General features: G+C 53.7%; 16 protein-coding genes. All 16 read left to right on the top strand.

Going from position 1 to position 16,484, the window contains the following annotated elements; translation table 11 throughout:
• Positions 1-54: 54 nt before the first annotated feature.
• The 16 genes from F4X55_04035 (at position 55) to F4X55_03960 (ending at position 16,479) form a co-directional block, all read left to right on the top strand.
• Positions 55-1,056, top strand: a complete 1,002-nt coding sequence (locus F4X55_04035) for an ABC transporter permease (protein MYC40167.1) — start codon at positions 55-57, stop codon at positions 1,054-1,056.
• Positions 1,053-2,051, top strand: a complete 999-nt coding sequence (locus F4X55_04030; GenBank protein ID MYC40166.1) for an ABC transporter permease — start codon at positions 1,053-1,055, stop codon at positions 2,049-2,051. The genes F4X55_04035 and F4X55_04030 overlap by 4 nt, the downstream gene beginning before the upstream one ends.
• 24 nt (positions 2,052-2,075) lie before the next feature.
• Positions 2,076-3,053 (top strand): ABC transporter ATP-binding protein, encoded by a 978-nt coding sequence (locus F4X55_04025; protein ID MYC40165.1) that lies wholly within the window; start codon positions 2,076-2,078, stop codon positions 3,051-3,053.
• Entirely contained in the window at positions 3,040-4,020 is a 981-nt protein-coding gene (locus F4X55_04020) for an ATP-binding cassette domain-containing protein (GenBank protein MYC40164.1), read from the top strand. Before F4X55_04025 ends, F4X55_04020 begins: the two co-directional genes overlap by 14 nt.
• A gap of 101 nt (positions 4,021-4,121) precedes the next feature.
• Positions 4,122-4,631 carry a DUF177 domain-containing protein gene (locus F4X55_04015; GenBank protein MYC40163.1) on the top strand — a complete coding sequence of 170 codons (510 nt, stop codon included), beginning with the start codon at positions 4,122-4,124 and terminating at the stop codon, positions 4,629-4,631.
• A 20-nt stretch (positions 4,632-4,651) separates the two neighbouring features.
• Positions 4,652-4,855 carry a 50S ribosomal protein L32 gene (locus F4X55_04010; protein ID MYC40162.1) on the top strand — a complete coding sequence of 68 codons (204 nt, stop codon included), beginning with the start codon at positions 4,652-4,654 and terminating at the stop codon, positions 4,853-4,855.
• A 15-nt stretch (positions 4,856-4,870) separates the two neighbouring features.
• Entirely contained in the window at positions 4,871-5,812 is a 942-nt protein-coding gene (gene fabD / locus F4X55_04005) for an ACP S-malonyltransferase (protein ID MYC40161.1), read from the top strand.
• A complete protein-coding gene (gene fabG / locus F4X55_04000) occupies positions 5,793-6,542 on the top strand; it encodes a 3-oxoacyl-[acyl-carrier-protein] reductase (GenBank protein ID MYC40160.1) in 750 nt (249 codons plus the stop codon). The genes fabD and fabG overlap by 20 nt, the downstream gene beginning before the upstream one ends.
• Positions 6,543-6,568: 26 nt before the next feature.
• Positions 6,569-6,835, top strand: a complete 267-nt coding sequence (gene acpP, locus F4X55_03995) for an acyl carrier protein (GenBank protein MYC40159.1) — start codon at positions 6,569-6,571, stop codon at positions 6,833-6,835.
• 6 nt (positions 6,836-6,841) lie between these two features.
• Entirely contained in the window at positions 6,842-8,074 is a 1,233-nt protein-coding gene (fabF, locus tag F4X55_03990; protein MYC40158.1) for a beta-ketoacyl-ACP synthase II, read from the top strand.
• A gap of 150 nt (positions 8,075-8,224) precedes the next feature.
• Positions 8,225-10,891, top strand: coding sequence for an aconitate hydratase AcnA (acnA, locus tag F4X55_03985; protein MYC40157.1), 2,667 nt, complete (start codon positions 8,225-8,227; stop codon positions 10,889-10,891).
• A gap of 86 nt (positions 10,892-10,977) precedes the next feature.
• Positions 10,978-12,222 carry an isocitrate dehydrogenase (NADP(+)) gene (gene icd / locus F4X55_03980; protein ID MYC40156.1) on the top strand — a complete coding sequence of 415 codons (1,245 nt, stop codon included), beginning with the start codon at positions 10,978-10,980 and terminating at the stop codon, positions 12,220-12,222.
• A 39-nt stretch (positions 12,223-12,261) separates the two neighbouring features.
• Complete coding sequence (mdh, locus tag F4X55_03975) at positions 12,262-13,212, top strand: malate dehydrogenase (GenBank protein ID MYC40155.1); 951 nt, start codon at positions 12,262-12,264, stop codon at positions 13,210-13,212.
• A gap of 83 nt (positions 13,213-13,295) precedes the next feature.
• Complete coding sequence (locus F4X55_03970) at positions 13,296-14,027, top strand: succinate dehydrogenase (GenBank protein ID MYC40154.1); 732 nt, start codon at positions 13,296-13,298, stop codon at positions 14,025-14,027.
• Positions 14,024-15,748, top strand: a complete 1,725-nt coding sequence (locus F4X55_03965) for an FAD-binding protein (GenBank protein MYC40153.1) — start codon at positions 14,024-14,026, stop codon at positions 15,746-15,748. The genes F4X55_03970 and F4X55_03965 overlap by 4 nt, the downstream gene beginning before the upstream one ends.
• The gene (locus F4X55_03960) at positions 15,748-16,479 is read left to right on the top strand and encodes a succinate dehydrogenase/fumarate reductase iron-sulfur subunit (GenBank protein MYC40152.1); all 732 of its coding nucleotides are present in this window, start codon (positions 15,748-15,750) and stop codon (positions 16,477-16,479) included. The genes F4X55_03965 and F4X55_03960 overlap by 1 nt, the downstream gene beginning before the upstream one ends.
• Positions 16,480-16,484: the final 5 nt, after the last annotated feature.

Genomic DNA, 16,484 nt, shown 5'->3' with positions numbered 1-16,484 from the left:
CCTGATTTTTCAATCCTGTTGTGTGTATAATTTCTCCCCTAAGGTTTTTTCCCAATGAAAGACTACATCCTGAAAAGACTTCTGCTGATGATTCCCACACTGTTCGGGATCACTCTTATCACTTTCTTGGTGATACAGCTTGCGCCGGGGAGCCCTGTTGAGAGCAGGATGTCAATTGATCAGGGAATAAAAAGCGATCAGGTGACCAAGGAGATAGTCGAGCAGACCAAAAAACTCTACGGTCTCGATAAGCCCGTTCACCAGAGGTATTTCATATGGCTCCGCCAGATCGTGACGCTTGATTTCGGAAATTCCTACAAGGACCACCGCCCGGTCATAGACAAGATAGCGGAAAGGCTCCCGATTACCCTCATACTGAACGCTCTTTCGATCTTACTCGTCTACCTGATAGCCATACCGATCGGGGCGTGGTCCGCCGTGCGGCAGTGGAGCTTTCTCGAGCGTGCAACGACATTCGTTCTTTTTCTTCTCTACTCGATTCCGAGTTTCTGGATGGCAGTGGTGCTGATCTATTTCTTCGGCGGCGGAGGAGCTTTGGATATCTTCCCCATATACGGCGTGCACTCAAGAGGGTATGAGTATCTTCCGTTTTTCGAGAGGACGCTCGATTTCCTCTGGCACCTTGTTCTTCCCGTGTTTTGCCTTACCTATGCCTCCCTCGCGTCACTCTCGCGCTACCAGAAAGGAAGCCTGCTTGAAGTGCTCCGGGAGGACTACATAAGGACCGCGAGGGCCAAGGGACTTGCGCCTAACAGGGTGCTTTTCAAGCACGCGCTCAGAAACTCGCTCATTCCCATAGTAACGATAATCGCCTCGATTCTCCCCGCCATGATAGGGGGAAGCGTTATCATAGAGACCATATTCTCGATCCCGGGGATAGGAAGACTGGGCTTTGAGTCGGTGCTTTCAAGGGATTACCCGGTCATAATGGCCGTTGCCACCATCTCCGCTTTTCTTACACTGATCGGCATTCTTATATCGGATTTAACCTACGCCGTGGTTGATCCCAGAATCGGCTTTGAGAGGAAGTCATGAAGCAGAGCTCAAGCGTCGGATACTGGGACAGGGTATGGATCGAGTTCAAAAAGGACTCTCTCGCCTACGCCTCGTTTTTTTTCATAATCCTCCTTGCGGTGACGGCGGTTTTCGAAAGTTTCCTCGCGGGCAACAGGCCGATAGTGCTCGTTGAAGAGGGCAAATATTATTTTCCGGTCGTTGTGGATTATCCTGAGTTCCGCGGGGTTGACCTTCGGGCCACATACCTTGACGATTCGGACTCGTTCGCGGTTTTCCCCCCGGTAAAGTACAGTCCCACGGAAAGCGATTTCTTCTCCGTTCTTGCGGCTCCCGACGGGAATCATTTCCTGGGCACCGACGACAGGGGAAGGGACGTGCTCAGCAGGATGATCCACGGGGCTAGGATATCCCTTTCAATAGGACTTGTCGCCGTCGGGATAGCTATGGTGATAGGAATAATACTTGGGGCCATGGCGGGTTATTACGGCGGCTGGATCGATTTTGCGATTTCAAGGCTGATAGAGGTGATGATCACTTTTCCCGTTTTCTTCCTGATTCTCACCATCCTCGCTTTCACCGAACCGAGCATTTATAACATCATGATAGTCATAGGGATTACGGGCTGGACGGGCGTGGCGAGGCTTGTTCGCGGGGAGTTCCTGAAACTCCGCAGGACAAACTACGTGGAGGCGGCATGGGCGCTTGGAAGCCGCGACCACAGGATTATACTGAAACACATGCTTCCAAACGCTCTCGCGCCCGTTCTGGTGAGCGCCACCTTCGGGGTGGCTGGAGCGATACTGGTTGAATCTAGTCTCAGCTTCCTGGGATTCGGGGTGACTCCGCCTGAACCCAGCTGGGGAGAGATAATTTCGCAGTCACAGAAGTATGTGGATTTTGCGTGGTGGCTTGTTCTTTTTCCGGGACTTGCGATCTTCGCGACGGTTACGGCGCTTAATCTTGTGGGGGAAGGGTTCAGAAACGCGATAGACCCGAAACTAAAGGAAAGATAAAATTACGTGATGGCAAACTCAGAACTGCTCGAGATAAAAAATCTTAACGTGTCTTTTCCCTCGAAGGGTGGAGAGCTTGAGGTCCTGGGAGACGTGAGCCTTCGGATCGGAGAGGGAAGGATAGTCGGGGTTGTCGGAGAAAGCGGCTGCGGTAAAACCCTTACCGCTCTTTCCGTCATGGGGCTTTTGCCCGCGCCGCCGGCCAGAGTGAATTCGGGGGAGGTGATATACAAGGGAGAGAACCTTCTTTCTCTCACCGAGCGGGAACTCAGGCATTACCGCGGAAACAGGATTTCCATGATATTCCAGGAGCCGATGAGCTCCCTTAATCCCGTTTACACCGTGGGAGACCAGATAGGAGAGGTCATACGGGTTCATGAGAACGTATCAAGAAAAGAGGAGAAAAGAAGGGTGATTGACCTGCTCGACACGGTGGGCATTCCTTCTCCCGCCGAGAGATACTCAAGCTATCCCCATGAGATGAGCGGAGGCATGTGCCAGAGGGTCATGATCGCGATGGCCCTTGCCTGTAGCCCTGAGCTGCTGATAGCCGACGAGCCCACAACCGCCCTTGACGTGACCATTCAGGCGGGAATTCTGTCCCTGATAAAAAGCCTTCGAGACAGGCTGGGGATGGCGGTTATGCTTATATCCCACGACCTGGGGGTTATCTCAAACGTTGCCGACGACGTTTATGTCCTTTACGCGGGGAAGGTGGTAGAGAGCGGAAGCGTAGAGCAGCTTTTCTCCGCCCCTGCGCATCCCTATACCATAGGGCTTATAAACTCGATTCCCGGTCAGTCGGAGGGCGAGGAGCTTCACTCTATAAAGGGTACGATTCCCTCTCCGGGAGAATTTCCCGAGGGATGCAGGTTCAACAACCGCTGCGAGTATGCGGAGGGAAAATGTTTTGAGATGCAGCCGGACCTTTACAGTGTTTCTGATTCTCACGGTTCGGCCTGTTTTCGCTACGAGATGTTTTTGAAAAATGGAAGAGAATAAAGCAATAGTAAGCATAAAGGGACTCAAGAAGTACTTTCCGATAAGAGGGGGCGTTTTCTCCAGGGTCTCCGATTACGTCCGCGCCGTTGACGACGTGGAACTCGAGATAAAAAGAGGCAGCACGGTGGGTCTTGTCGGGGAAAGCGGAAGCGGCAAGACGACGCTTGGGAAAACGGTGCTGAGACTTCTTGTACCAACGGCTGGAAAGATTTTCTTCGAGGGAGAAGACATAACCGCACTTGACTCGGCGCAGATCCGTCCCCTAAGAAGGGAGATGCAGATGATATTCCAGAATCCCTATGGCTCCCTCAATCCCAGAATGAACGTGGGTTCGCTTGTTTCCGAGGGAATAAGCATCCACAACACGGTAAAAAAAGAAGAGCGCCACGAATTTGTGGCCCGGCTTCTGGGCGAGGTGGGTCTCGGCGCTGACGTTATGGGTCGCTATCCCCACGAGTTCAGCGGGGGGCAGCGTCAGAGAATAGCCATAGCGCGCGCCATCTCCCTTCACCCGAAATTTGTCGTCTGCGATGAGCCGGTCTCAGCGCTTGATGTGTCCGTACAGGCGCAGATAATAAACCTGCTCAATGACCTTCAGAAAAAACATGGTCTCTCCTACCTATTCATATCCCATGACCTGCGCGTCGTAAAGCACATAAGCGATCTCGTGGCCGTAATGTATCTTGGAAAAATAGTGGAGATTGCTCCAAGCGATGAGATCTACTCAAACCCCGTGCACCCTTACACCAAGATGCTTATCTCCGCCATTCCCGAGATAAAAAGAACCAGAAGCAAAAACGGCAAGGAAGCATCGATATCGGGGGAAATACGGAGCCTGGCGGATATTCCCTCAGGGTGCAGTTTCCATCCGAGGTGTCCCCTGGCGACCGAGATATGCTCCAGGGAGACTCCGCGCCTTGAGAAGAAGGGAACCGATGGGCGAAGCGTTGCCTGTCATAACGTCTGAGAGATGTGCCTGTTTCCCCGGCGGCCATTTTTTCCGAATAACTTGCAATAAAGCGATTGTGGTTTATATTAGAGCAATTTTTGCAGGCGGGTTTCCGCGCGATGATAGTCAACGTATCGGAAATAGGAGACGGCGGATTAAGTCTTGATCTCAAGAAGGGCCCGGGGTGGCTGGGCGGTTCCGAGAAATCGGAGGTCGCGAGCGTGGATTCCGATATAGAGTTTCATATCGATCTTTTACGCACGGCGGGCGAGGTCAGCGTGCGGGGGAAAATCGGATTCCTGTCGGTCGCCCAGTGCTCCCGTTGCTTAAGCGACGTGAGCGTTGACACGAACCTTGAGGTAAAACTCCTTCTTTCGCCTTCGGAAGCGGAGGGGAAGGTGGAATCCGGCGGGGACATGGATTATGAGACTTACCGGGGGAGAACAATAGACCTTAACGATTACATGAGAGAGCAGGTGAATCTTTCGCTTCCCTACAAGGTGGTCTGCGCCGAGGACTGCAAGGGGCTTTGCGGCGAGTGCGGGCAGAATCTTAACGAGCAGCAGTGCGGCTGCGAGACTCGCCAGGAAGACTCGCGCTTTGCGGTACTTAAAGATATAAAGATATAGCTTCAAGTCAGGAGATTGAGATGGCATTACCCAAGAGAAAGACTTCCAAGTCGAAATCGAGAAAAAGAAGAACCCATTATACAGTCGCGTTGCCGGGAGCTTCCTTCTGTCCCGAGTGCAACGAGATGAAACCTCCCCACAGAGCCTGCCCCAGCTGCGGTTACTACAAGGGAAGAAACTTCTTCAGACAGGCACCCGACACGGAAGCCGTGGCGGAAGACTAAAAACACACTGAATCCATGATAGCTTTTCTTTTTCCAGGTCAGGGCTCCCAGTATACAGGTATGGGCGCTGATTTCTGCGCCGAGTTTGCGGTAGCGAAGCGGACTTTCGAAGAGGCAAGCGACGCCCTCGGAATTGACCTGGCGAATCTCTGCTTCGAAGGCGAAGCGGCGACCCTTGCCCTTACGGCAAACGCCCAGCCCGCGATACTTACCACAAGCGTGGCCGCCTTGAGGGTTTTGCTTGAGGAAACGGAAATAAGACCCGATCTGGTTGCGGGACACAGCCTCGGGGAATTCACGGCCCTTGTCGCTTCTGAGTGCCTTGGGTTCAGTGATGCGGTGCGCATGGTAAGAAAAAGAGGGGAATTCATGCAGGAAGCGGTCCCGCCGGGAGTCGGGAAGATGGCTGCCGTGCTGGGCCTTACGTCGCAGGAAGTAAACGAGCTTTGCGCAGAGGTCGCCGGGGGAGGAGCCGTGGTTTCCCCGGCGAATTTTAACTCTCCCACCCAGACCGTTATCTCGGGAGAAGCGGGGGCCGTTGAGGCAGCCTCGCAGATGGCTAAGGAAAAAGGAGCAAGACGGGTCGTCGAACTTGAGGTGAGCGCGCCTTTTCACTGCTCCCTTATGGAGCCCGCTGCGGTGCGGCTTGGCGATTTCGCCGCGGAAATAGATTTTCACCCCATGAGATATCCCGTGGTCACAAATACCGAGGCGCGGGCCAATTCGGATTCCGCAAGAGTAGCGGGCATTTTGGTGGAGCAGGTGGTAAGTCCCGTGAGATGGGCTGAGTCCCTAGAGTTTCTCAAAGACTCCGGAGTTTCTGAGTTTCTCGAAATCGGTCCCTCCAAGGTGCTAAGCGGTCTTGTGAAAAGAACTCTTAAGGGCGTGAGTTGCGCGGGTATTGAAAAACCGGACGAGTTAAATCATATTAAAGCAGATGAAATTGGAACTAACTAACCAAGTTGCTCTTATAACGGGCGGATCGCGGGGGATAGGAAAAGACATCGCGAAGAAACTCGCTTCGTATGGTGCGTATGTGCTGATTAACTACGCAGCCAACCGGCAGGCGGCCGATGAAACCTTAAAGGAAATAGAGGAGGCGGGGGGAAGCGGCAGGGCGGTCGGTTTTGACGTTTCCGATTTTGACGAGGTTCAGAAAATCGTGGGGGAACTCTCAAACGAGCTTAACGGAATACAGATACTTGTTAACAATGCGGGTATAAGGAATGACGGGCTTTTGATGAGGATGGGGCAGGAGGACTGGGACCGCGTCATGGATATAAACATCAAGGGGACGTTTAACTGTACCAAGGCGGTTTGCAGGGGCATGTTCAAGAACCGTTACGGAAGAATAGTGAATATTATCTCGGCTGCCGGGGAGACTGGAAACCCGGGGCAGGCTAATTACGCCGCTTCGAAAGCCGCGGTAATAGGCTTTACGAAATCAACGGCCAAGGAATTCAGTCCGAGAGGGATAACGGTGAACGCCGTAAGTCCCGGTTTTGTTGAAACGGATATTATCGCGGACCTTAACGAGGATATGAGAAAAAGATATCTTGAAGCTATACCTCTCGGCAGGTTCGGGCGCGTCGAGGATATCTCAAGTGTCGTGTGTTTTCTGATTTCCGAAGGCGCGTCGTACATAACCGGAGAGGTTATAAGGGTTAACGGCGGAATTTACATGTAAATTTTTTAGAGGAGGTAGTGACTCATATGTCAAAGGATAACGCAGAAATTTTAGCTAAGGTAAAGGAGATGATCGCGAGCCATCTCGGCAAGGCCGAGGATGAAATAACTCCCGATTCCTCTTTTATAGAAGATCTGGGGGCCGACTCGCTTGATCTTGTGGAGCTTATAATGTCCATGGAGGATGAGTTCGGGCTTGAGATCTCAGATGAGGATGCGGAGAACATAATAACCGTTCAGGACGCGATTAACTTTATCCAGAGCTCGGTTCAAGCCGCTTCGGAGGGTGACTGAGGAATAATGGGAAAAAGGGTAGTAATTACAGGTATAGGTCTCATAACGCCCCTTGGGGTTGGAAACGACGCCACGTGGTCTTCGATCTGTGAAGGGGTTCCGGGAGTGGGCAGGGTTTCCACGTTCGACCCCTCGGATCTTAAAACCCAGATTGCCGGGGAGGTGAAGGATTTTGAACCGACCCTTTACATGGAGCCGAAGGACGCGAAGAGGAACGACAGGTTCATTCAGCTGTCAATTGCGTCCACCAGGCTGGCACTTGAGGATGCCGGGCTTGAGGTCACCGACGATATCTCCGAACGCACGGGGACTTTTATCGGATCGGGCATCGGCGGAATGCAGACCTTCTACGATACAGTCTTAACCATGGAGAACAAGGGTCCGGGTCGCGTCTCTCCGTTTTTCATACCTAACATAGTGACCAACATGGCTTCAGGATATGTATCCATAAAGTTCAACGCCAAGGGTCCTAACTGCTCTTCCACGACCGCGTGTTCCGCAAGCGGCCACTCGCTTGCGCTTTCCGCCAAGATCATACAGGACGGCAAGGCGGACGTCATGATAGCCGGCGGATCAGAGGCGCCGCTTATACCTCTTACCTTCGCGGCCTTTAACGCCATGAAGGCGCTTTCTACCAGAAACGACGAGCCCGAGACCGCGTCAAGACCGTTTGAGATGGGACGCGACGGGTTTATTCTTTCCGAGGGAGCGGGGGTGCTGATTTTGGAGGAACTTGAGTTTGCGAAAAAAAGAGGCGCCAGAATATATGCGGAAGTGCTCGGGTCTGGAATGAGCGCCGATGCCTTTCACATTACCGCGCCTTCGCTTGAGGGTCCGACCAGCTGCATGAATGCCGCTTTGGAGGATTCGGGCCTTAATCCCGATGATGTCGATTACATAAACGCCCACGGAACATCCACGCGTCTTAACGACGTCAACGAAACCAGGGCGATTAAAAAGGTGTTCGGGGAATACGCTTCTCAGATTCCGGTGAGTTCCACCAAATCCATGACCGGCCACCTGCTCGGTGCTGCGGGCGCGGTGGAAGCGGCAATCAGCGTGTTTGCGCTTCAGAACGGTGTTTTGCCGCCGACTATAAACCTTTTTGAGAGCGATCCTGAATGCGATCTGGATTACATTCCTCACACTGCAAGAGACAGAGAAATAAAAGTGGCTCTCAGCAATTCCTACGGTTTCGGCGGAACCAACGTAAGCATCGCGCTTCGCAAATTCAACTGACCCCCCCCGGAGTCGCGGAAAATCCCCTCCACTTCCCCAATTGCTTCGCTTGAGCAGGCAGAGTGAACCACAATTTTGTTTTTTCTCTCTTTTTGGTAAAATACCCCGCTGACTCCGCAAACGCGGAACCTTTGAAGAGAGAGGTACAGTATGGCTTTAACTAATAATCTAGACACTCTCTCCGACCTTTCGGTCGGAGACAAAACCTACAAGATATATTCCCTTACAAAGCTTGAATCGCGCTACGGCGCATCGATTTCAAAACTCCCCTTTTCGATAAGAATACTGCTTGAGAACGTGCTGAGGAACTTTGACGGAGAGACTGTCACCGAACAGCACGTGGAATCCCTTGCCAACTGGGATCCCTCAAACGCAGAGGCCAAGGAAATTCCCTACAACCCCGCGAGGGTGATACTTCAGGACTTCACGGGAGTTCCCTGCGTTGTAGACCTTGCGGCGATGAGATCGGTGGTCGAGAAAAAAGGGGGAGACCCCTCGCTTGTAAATCCCATAGTTCCCGTCGATCTGGTAATAGACCACTCCGTTCAGGTCGACTATTTTGCAAGCGGCGATGCTTTCGGCAAGAACGTGGAAGTCGAGTACGAAAGAAACAGGGAAAGGTATACATTCCTCAAGTGGGCCCAGGGATCCTTTGACAATTTCAGGGTCGTGCCCCCAGGAACCGGGATAGTGCACCAGGTGAATCTTGAGTGCCTAGCGAGCGTGGTCGTCTCAAAGCAGGTCGACTCCGAGTCGGTGGCTTACCCGGACACCCTGGTGGGAACGGATTCCCACACGACCATGATAAACGGCCTGAGCGTCATGGGCTGGGGAGTAGGGGGAATAGAGGCAGAAGCCTGCATGCTGGGGCAGCCCCTTTACATGCTGATACCTGACGTCATAGGGTTCAGGCTCACCGGCCGACTCTCCCAGGGGGTTACCGCAACGGACCTAGTTCTCACGGTGACCGAGATGCTTAGGAAAAAGGGCGTTGTCGGCAAGTTCGTCGAGTTTTTCGGACCCGGAGTGAGCAATCTTGCCCTTTCTGACCAGGCCACAATAGCGAACATGGCTCCCGAGTACGGAGCCACCATGGGATTTTTCCCGGTAGACGCCGAAACACTTAGATACCTCGGGACGACGGGCAGGGATGACGCGGCCACGCTCGTTGAAGCCTATACCAGGGAACAGAAGATGTTCAGAACCGACGACGCAGAAGACCCCGTGTATACAGATACTCTAGAACTTGACATATCAACCGTTGAACCGTCTCTTGCCGGTCCGAGCCGCCCTCAGGACAGGATATCGCTTGGGGACATGAAAAGCTCCTACCACGAGAACCTTCAGGCGAGGGGACTTGCCGCGAACGGAGACGCCTCGCGCGCCGCGAACGGAATTTCAGACGGTTCGGTCGTAATAGCCGCCATCACGAGCTGCACCAACACCTCGAATCCCTCCGTTATGATAGGGGCGGGACTTTTCGCCAAAAAGGCCGTTGAGAAAGGGCTTTCCGTTAATCCTTACGTGAAAACGAGCTTGGCGCCGGGATCAAGGGTGGTGACCGATTATCTCGACGCCGCGGGACTTACCCCGTATCTTGAAGAACTAGGTTTCGGTCTGGTCGGATACGGATGCACGACCTGCATAGGCAACAGCGGTCCGCTTCCCGACGATGTGGACGCGGCGATAAGGGAAAACGATCTTACCTGCGCCGCGGTTCTAAGCGGAAACCGCAATTTTGAAGGCAGGGTGCACCCGCTTGTGAAATTCGCATACCTGGCGTCGCCTCCGCTTGTCGTGGCGTTCGCCATAGCCGGCAAGGTCGGAATCGATCTCTACACAGAACCTCTCGGGGTTGGAAGCGACGGGGACGAAGTGTACCTCAAGGACATCTGGCCGACGCAGGAGGAGATAATCGACACTGTGGCTGAGTCGATAAGCCCCGAGATATTCAACAATCAGTACTCAAGGGTTTTTGAGGGCGATGAAACCTGGAAGTCTCTTGAGGCTCCGCACTCAGACATTTATGAGTGGGATGCCGAATCGACTTACATACAGGAGCCTCCGTTTTTTGATGATTTCCCGCTTGAGCCCGAAGACCCCGAGGACATAGAAGGGGCGAACGTGCTCGCGCTTCTCGGGGACTCCATAACGACGGATCATATTTCCCCAGCGGGCTCAATCCCCAAGGACGGCCCCGCAGGCGGCTATCTTATCTCAAGGGGTGTTTCCCAAAGGAGCTTTAACAGCTTTGGCTCAAGGAGGGGGAATCACGAGGTTATGATCCGCGGGTCGTTTGCAAACATCAGGATAAGAAACAAGATGGTCGGAGGAAAGGAAGGAGGGTGGACGGTTCACGTTCCCACGGGAGAGGAAATGTCGATTTACGAAGCGTCCTCAAGATACATGAGCGAGGGAACGGATCTTGTAGTGATCGGGGGGAAGGAATACGGAACGGGAAGTTCCCGGGACTGGGCGGCAAAGGGAACCGCTCTTCTGGGCGCGAGGTGCGTCATAGCAGAGAGTTTCGAGCGGATTCACAGGAGCAATCTGGTGGGAATGGGGGTTCTGCCCCTTCAGTTCGAAGAGGGGCAGAGCGCGGAATCTCTTGGCCTGACGGGCTTTGAGACCTTCAGCGTAAGCGGGATTTCAGAGGATCTTTATCCGGGCAAGCGGATGACCGTAACCGTGACGGACACTGACGGCGGGCAGAGGGAATTTCACGCAACGTGCAGGCTTGATACGCCGGTTGAGGTCGAATATTACCGCAACGGCGGGATACTTCAGACCGTCCTGCGCCAGATGATATCGGGGTAGGTGGAGAGACCGATTTGAAAAGGGCGGTTTTTTTCATTATATTGTAAGATTTAAATTTTCGTTTAGCTCAAAAGGAGAGGTGTTCAATGACAGTCCCAAGCGGAGAAAAAATACAGATTGACGAGGAAAGCAGAAAGCTTGTAATTCCCGACAACCCGATAATTCCCTTCATAGAAGGCGACGGGATAGGCCCCGACATCTGGCACGCGTCCCAGATAGTGTTCGACGCCGCGGTCGAGAAGGCTTACGGAGGAAAGAAGAAGATAGCGTGGTTTGAGGTGCTGGCCGGAGAAAAAGCGTATGACCAGACCGGCGAATGGCTCCCCGAGGAAACCACCGAAACGATAAAGGAATACATAGTTGCAATCAAGGGCCCGCTTACCACTCCGGTCGGAGGGGGAATAAGGAGCCTTAACGTTGCGCTCCGCCAGATACTTGACCTGTACGCCTGCGTAAGGCCCGTAAGATGGATCAAGGGAACCCCCAACCCTCTTCTGGTTCCCGGCAAGCTCGACGTCGTGATATTCAGGGAGAACACCGAGGACGTGTACGCGGGAATCGAGTGGGAGAGCGGTACCCCAGAAGCGGCTGCTGTAAGGGAGTATCTCGTAGAGAATTACGGGGTGAACATCCGTGAGCTGAGCGGGATAGGAATAAAGCCCATAAGTCCTTTCGGAACCAAGAGGCTCGTGCGAAAGGCGATCGAATACGCAATAGAGTATAAAAGAAAGAGCGTCACCCTCGTCCACAAGGGCAACATAATGAAGTTCACCGAGGGTGCCTTCCGCGAATGGGGCTACGAGCTGGCAAAAGAGGAGTTCCCGGAGATCACCATAACCGAGGATGAACTCTGGGACGATTACGGCGGCAAGCAGCCCGACGGCAAGATCGTCATAAAGGACCGCATAGCCGACAGCATGTTCCAGCAGGTTCTCACGAGACCCAGCGAATACGACGTGATGGCCATGCCTAATCTTAACGGCGACTACATGTCAGATGCCTGCGCCGCGCAGGTAGGAGGTCTCGGAGTCGCTCCGGGCGGCAACATAGGCGATTACTTGGCATGTTTCGAAGCCACCCACGGAACCGCTCCCAAGTACACCGGGCAGGACAAGGTAAACCCGGGTTCCGTAATACTCTCGGGAGTCATGATGTTCCAGTATCTTGGATGGCACGAGGCTGCGGAGCTTGTTTTCAGGGCGATGGAGGAGACCGTTTTGCAGAAAACGGTTACCTATGACCTCGAGAGACAGATGGAGGGGGCGACCCTTCTTAAGTGTTCTGAGTACGGAGAGGCCATCGTGTCAAACATGGACAAGGTAATGGACTAGAGGGGCTCGCGGCACACAAATCTTTTCAGAAGGAGTGGGATCTTGAAGAACGGCAGAGCGAAAATTTCTGTGATAGGTGCGGGAAACGTCGGCGCGTCGGCGGCGTTTCGGATCGCGCAGCTTGAACTTGCCGACGTGGCTTTGATTGACATAGTGGAGGGAATTCCCGAGGGAAAGGCGCTTGACCTTGCCCAGATGTGCCCGATTACCGGAAGCGACGTAAATCTCGTCGGTTCAACCAACTACGAAGACACGGCCGATTCAGACGTGGTTATAATCACCTCTGGCATTCCGAGAAAGCCCGGGATGAGCCGTGACGATCTTATCTCGACAAACACCAAGGTGGTAAAGAGCGTTACGGAGCAGGTGGTTGCTCATTCCCCGGACGCTATACTCATACTGGTAACCAACCCGCTCGACGCCATGGTTTACGTGGCGCACAGGGTAAGCGGCCTTTCAGACAACAAGGTGATGGGGATGGCAGGAGTGCTTGATTCCGCGCGTTTCCGGGCGTTTATCGCGATGGAGCTCGGGGTATCGGTTGAGAACATAAACGCCTCGGTTCTCGGCGGACACGGAGACACGATGGTTCCGCTTCTAAGCAACACCACTGTGTCGGGTATTCCCATAGCGCAGCTTGTCCCCGCCGAAAGGCTCGACGCGATGGTCGACCGCACCAGGAAGGGAGGGGCCGAGATAGTAGCGCTTCTTAAGACCGGAAGCGCTTTTTACGCCCCCGCGGTAGCCGCGGTGGAAATGGCCGAGGCGATCATAAAGGACAAGAAAAAAGTGCTGCCCTGCTGCGTGTACGCGGACGGACATTACGGAGTGGAAGACACTTTCGTGGGTCTCCCCGTAAGGCTCGGAGCGGAAGGGGTCGAGGAGATAATCGGGGTTGAGATTTCCGACGAGGAGATGGAGGCTCTGCACGTCTCGGCGGGCAAGGTGAAAGAGCTTTGCGAAATAATTGACGGAATGGGAATCCTCTAGGGTTCCATTTACATTCCGCTCCCCGGCGCCGTTTATAATCTCGGACGGACGCTCCGGAAATATTTTTTGGAGGTTTCTGCAATATGGCTAACGGTACGGCGAGCAAGGCGCTCACCATGAGAAAGGATATGTGGTGGGTGGAGCCCCTCATAACCGGGGTGGTGCTGGGGGCTTTCGGGATCTACTCCACGTGGAGAGCTCTCTCGAACCAGTTTTTCTACACCGAGCCTTACCTCTCGCCTTTTTATTCCCCGCTTCTGCTCTTTGACTGGTGGCCGGCTTCCCCGGCAATACTTATTCTCTGGGCGCCGCTTGGATTCCGGGCGACCTGCTATTACTACAGAAAAGCATACTACCGGGCGTATTTCTTCTCGCCTCCGGGCTGCGCGGTGAAACCGGTCGGCAAAAGGGGTTCCTACACCGGAGAGTCGAGCTTTCCGTTCATCCTGCAGAATATCCACAGGTTTTTTCTCTACGCCTCTATCGTCATTCTGCTGTTTTTGTGGATTGACTCGTACGAAGCCTTTTTCTTCCATGACGGGATAGGGGTGGGCGTCGGAACCATCGTTCTGACCTTAAACGCGTTCCTGCTTACCATGTATTCGTTTTCCTGCCACTCGTTTCGCCATCTGATGGGAGGAAATCTTGACGTGTTCTCAAAGTGTCCGACCCGCTTTCGTCTCTGGGGCGCCATAAGCGTCCAGAACGAAGTACATATGAAATGGGCGTGGACAAGCCTTGTTTTCGTGGCTCTCACGGACCTTTACGTGTTCCTGGTAGCGAACGGCACAATTACCGATCTGAGGTTGATATAGACGTGGAAAAATACGAAACACACACTCATGACGTTATAGTTATCGGCGCAGGCGGGGCAGGGCTTCGGGCCGCCATCGAATCTTCCGCCCAAGGCGCCTCGACAGCACTTATATGCAAATCCCTGCTCGGCAAGGCCCACACCGTAATGGCCGAGGGCGGCGTTGCTGCCGCCTTGGCAAACGTCGACACAAAGGACAACTGGGAAACCCACTTCAAGGACACCATGAAGGGCGGGAAGATGCTTAACAACTGGCAGATGGCTCTTTACCACGCGCAGGAGGCTCCCGAGAGGGTGAGAGAACTTGAATACTGGGGAGCGCTTTTTGACAGAACGAAAGAGGGAAGAATAAATCAGAGGGCATTCGGCGGGCACACATGGAAGAGGCTTGCCCACGTGGGCGACAGAACCGGTCTTGAGATGATAAGGACACTCCAGGAAAAGGGGATACACTCGGGCATAGACGTCTACATGGAGTGCACGATAACCCATCTTGTAAAGGACGGAGACAGGGTAACAGGAGCCTTCGGCTACTGGAGGGAAAGCGGAAAATTCGTTCTTTTCCGCGCAAACGCCATTGTTCTTGCGACGGGTGGGGTGGGAAAGGCCTACAAGTACACCTCGAACTCCTGGGAATACACCGGAGACGGCCACGCGATGGCGTATGAGGCCGGAGCGGAGCTTATAGACATGGAATTCATACAGTTCCATCCCACCGGGATGGTCTGGCCCCCGAGCGTGAGGGGAATACTGGTTACGGAGGCGGTGCGCGGAGAGGGAGGCATTCTCACAAACAGCGAGGGCGAGCGATTCATGGAGAGATACGACCCAGAGCGCATGGAGCTTTCAACCCGCGACGTGGTAGCAAGATCCATATACACGGAGGTTGAGCAGGGCCGCGGTTCTCCCCACGGCGGAGCGTTCCTAGACGTCTCCCACAGGGGAGCCGATTACGTAAAGCGAAAGCTTCCAAGCATGTACCACCAGTTCATGGAATTTGCCGATATAGACATAACGAAAGGTCCGATGGAAGTGTTTCCGACCACCCATTACGTCATGGGGGGAGTAAAGGTTGAAGGAGATACCTGCTCGAGCACGGTTCCGGGGTTATTTGCCGCGGGCGAGGTCGCAGGAGGAATGCACGGGGCAAACCGTCTCGGCGGAAATTCCCTCTCTGATCTTCTTGTTTTCGGAAAAAGGGCGGGAGAAGGAGCAGCGGCTTACGCGAGCGGGAAATCCCACGCACAGATACCCGCCGAACTCGTTGAGGGATACGCAAACGAGCTCAGGGAGCCTTTTAACAACACGCAAGGGGAGAACCCCTACACTATCCATCAGGATCTCCAGGACGTGATGCAGCTCTACATAGGGGTGTTCCGCACGGAAGAGAACATACAGAAGGGCATAGACGAGATAGAGGGACTGAAGGAGAAGTCGAAAGTACTCAAGATAGAGGGCTCGGTGATGTTTAACCCGGGATGGCATCTCTGCAGGGACCTTAAGTCGATGCTGATCGTTTCGGAGGCGCTTGCGAGATGCGCGCTTGCTAGGAAGGAGAGCAGGGGAGCTCACAGCCGGGTTGATTTCCCTGAGAGCGACGATGAGAAATGGGGCAAGCTTAATTTCATTGTCTCCTTCAAGGAGGGGGCGATGGATGTCGGGACGAGGCCGATTGTGGAGATGCCCGAGGAGCTTTCGAAACTGTTTACGGAGGATAAGTGATGTCGGTAGCCAAGCTAAGAGTTTTTCGCGGTGACGCGCAGGGTGGAGAGGAAAAGGAGTACGAGGTCCCGGTAGATGAGGGGATGGTGGTCCTCGACGCGCTTTTCTACATACAGGCTAACTACGACGGCGACCTGGCGATAAGATGGAACTGCAAGGCGGCCAAGTGCGGCTCCTGCAGCACCGAGATAAACGGAAAACCGAAGCTTGCCTGTAAGACCCGCATGGACAGTTTCGCCGAGGGCGAAACAATTACCGTCTACCCGATAAAGGCGTTTCCCGTGATAAAGGATCTCGTGACCGACGTGTCGTGGAACTACGAAGTAAGCAAAAAGATTCCTCCGTTTACCCCCGCCGAAGATACCGAGTGGGTCATGTACCAGGAGGATGTGGAGAGGGGGCAGGAATTCCGAAAATGCATAGAGTGCTTTCTCTGCCAGAACGTTTGTCACATACTTCGCGACCACAACCGAAAAGATGCGTTTGCCGGGCCTAGGTTCATGATAAAGATTGCCGAACGGGAGATGCATCCCCTGGATGTCCTTGACAGGAGGGAGTTCGCGCGCGAGGAGGCGGGAGTCGGATTCTGCAACATCACGAAATGCTGCACTGAAGTGTGCCCCGAGGACATACACATAACCGACAACGGAATCATTCCGCTCAAGGAGAGAGTGGTTGACAAGTATTATGATCCGCTTTCCTGGCTTTTAAGGAAGATCAAGGGGAAATAGGAGAG

The sequence above is a fragment of the Candidatus Dadabacteria bacterium genome, assembly GCA_009840385.1.
GTDB classification, from domain to species: domain Bacteria; phylum Desulfobacterota_D; class UBA1144; order Nemesobacterales; family Nemesobacteraceae; genus Nemesobacter; species Nemesobacter australis.
Note: the sequence above shows the minus strand (reverse complement) of the source record. Positions and strands in the feature narration are given on the sequence as shown.

What these genes read in the sequence shown, in the direction of transcription:
- F4X55_04030 (MYC40166.1), top strand. Translation starts at nt 1,053, where the DNA reads ATGAAGCAGAGCTCAAGCGTCGGATACTGGGACAGGGTATGGATCGAG.
- acnA (MYC40157.1), top strand. Translation starts at nt 8,225, where the DNA reads ATGGCTTTAACTAATAATCTAGACACTCTCTCCGACCTTTCGGTCGGA.
- F4X55_03960 (MYC40152.1), top strand. Translation starts at nt 15,748, where the DNA reads ATGTCGGTAGCCAAGCTAAGAGTTTTTCGCGGTGACGCGCAGGGTGGA.
- fabF (MYC40158.1), top strand. Translation starts at nt 6,842, where the DNA reads ATGGGAAAAAGGGTAGTAATTACAGGTATAGGTCTCATAACGCCCCTT.
- fabG (MYC40160.1), top strand. Translation starts at nt 5,793, where the DNA reads ATGAAATTGGAACTAACTAACCAAGTTGCTCTTATAACGGGCGGATCG.
- F4X55_04035 (MYC40167.1), top strand. Translation starts at nt 55, where the DNA reads ATGAAAGACTACATCCTGAAAAGACTTCTGCTGATGATTCCCACACTG.
- F4X55_04015 (MYC40163.1), top strand. Translation starts at nt 4,122, where the DNA reads ATGATAGTCAACGTATCGGAAATAGGAGACGGCGGATTAAGTCTTGAT.
- F4X55_03970 (MYC40154.1), top strand. Translation starts at nt 13,296, where the DNA reads ATGGCTAACGGTACGGCGAGCAAGGCGCTCACCATGAGAAAGGATATG.
- acpP (MYC40159.1), top strand. Translation starts at nt 6,569, where the DNA reads ATGTCAAAGGATAACGCAGAAATTTTAGCTAAGGTAAAGGAGATGATC.
- icd (MYC40156.1), top strand. Translation starts at nt 10,978, where the DNA reads ATGACAGTCCCAAGCGGAGAAAAAATACAGATTGACGAGGAAAGCAGA.
- fabD (MYC40161.1), top strand. Translation starts at nt 4,871, where the DNA reads ATGATAGCTTTTCTTTTTCCAGGTCAGGGCTCCCAGTATACAGGTATG.
- F4X55_04020 (MYC40164.1), top strand. Translation starts at nt 3,040, where the DNA reads ATGGAAGAGAATAAAGCAATAGTAAGCATAAAGGGACTCAAGAAGTAC.
- F4X55_04010 (MYC40162.1), top strand. Translation starts at nt 4,652, where the DNA reads ATGGCATTACCCAAGAGAAAGACTTCCAAGTCGAAATCGAGAAAAAGA.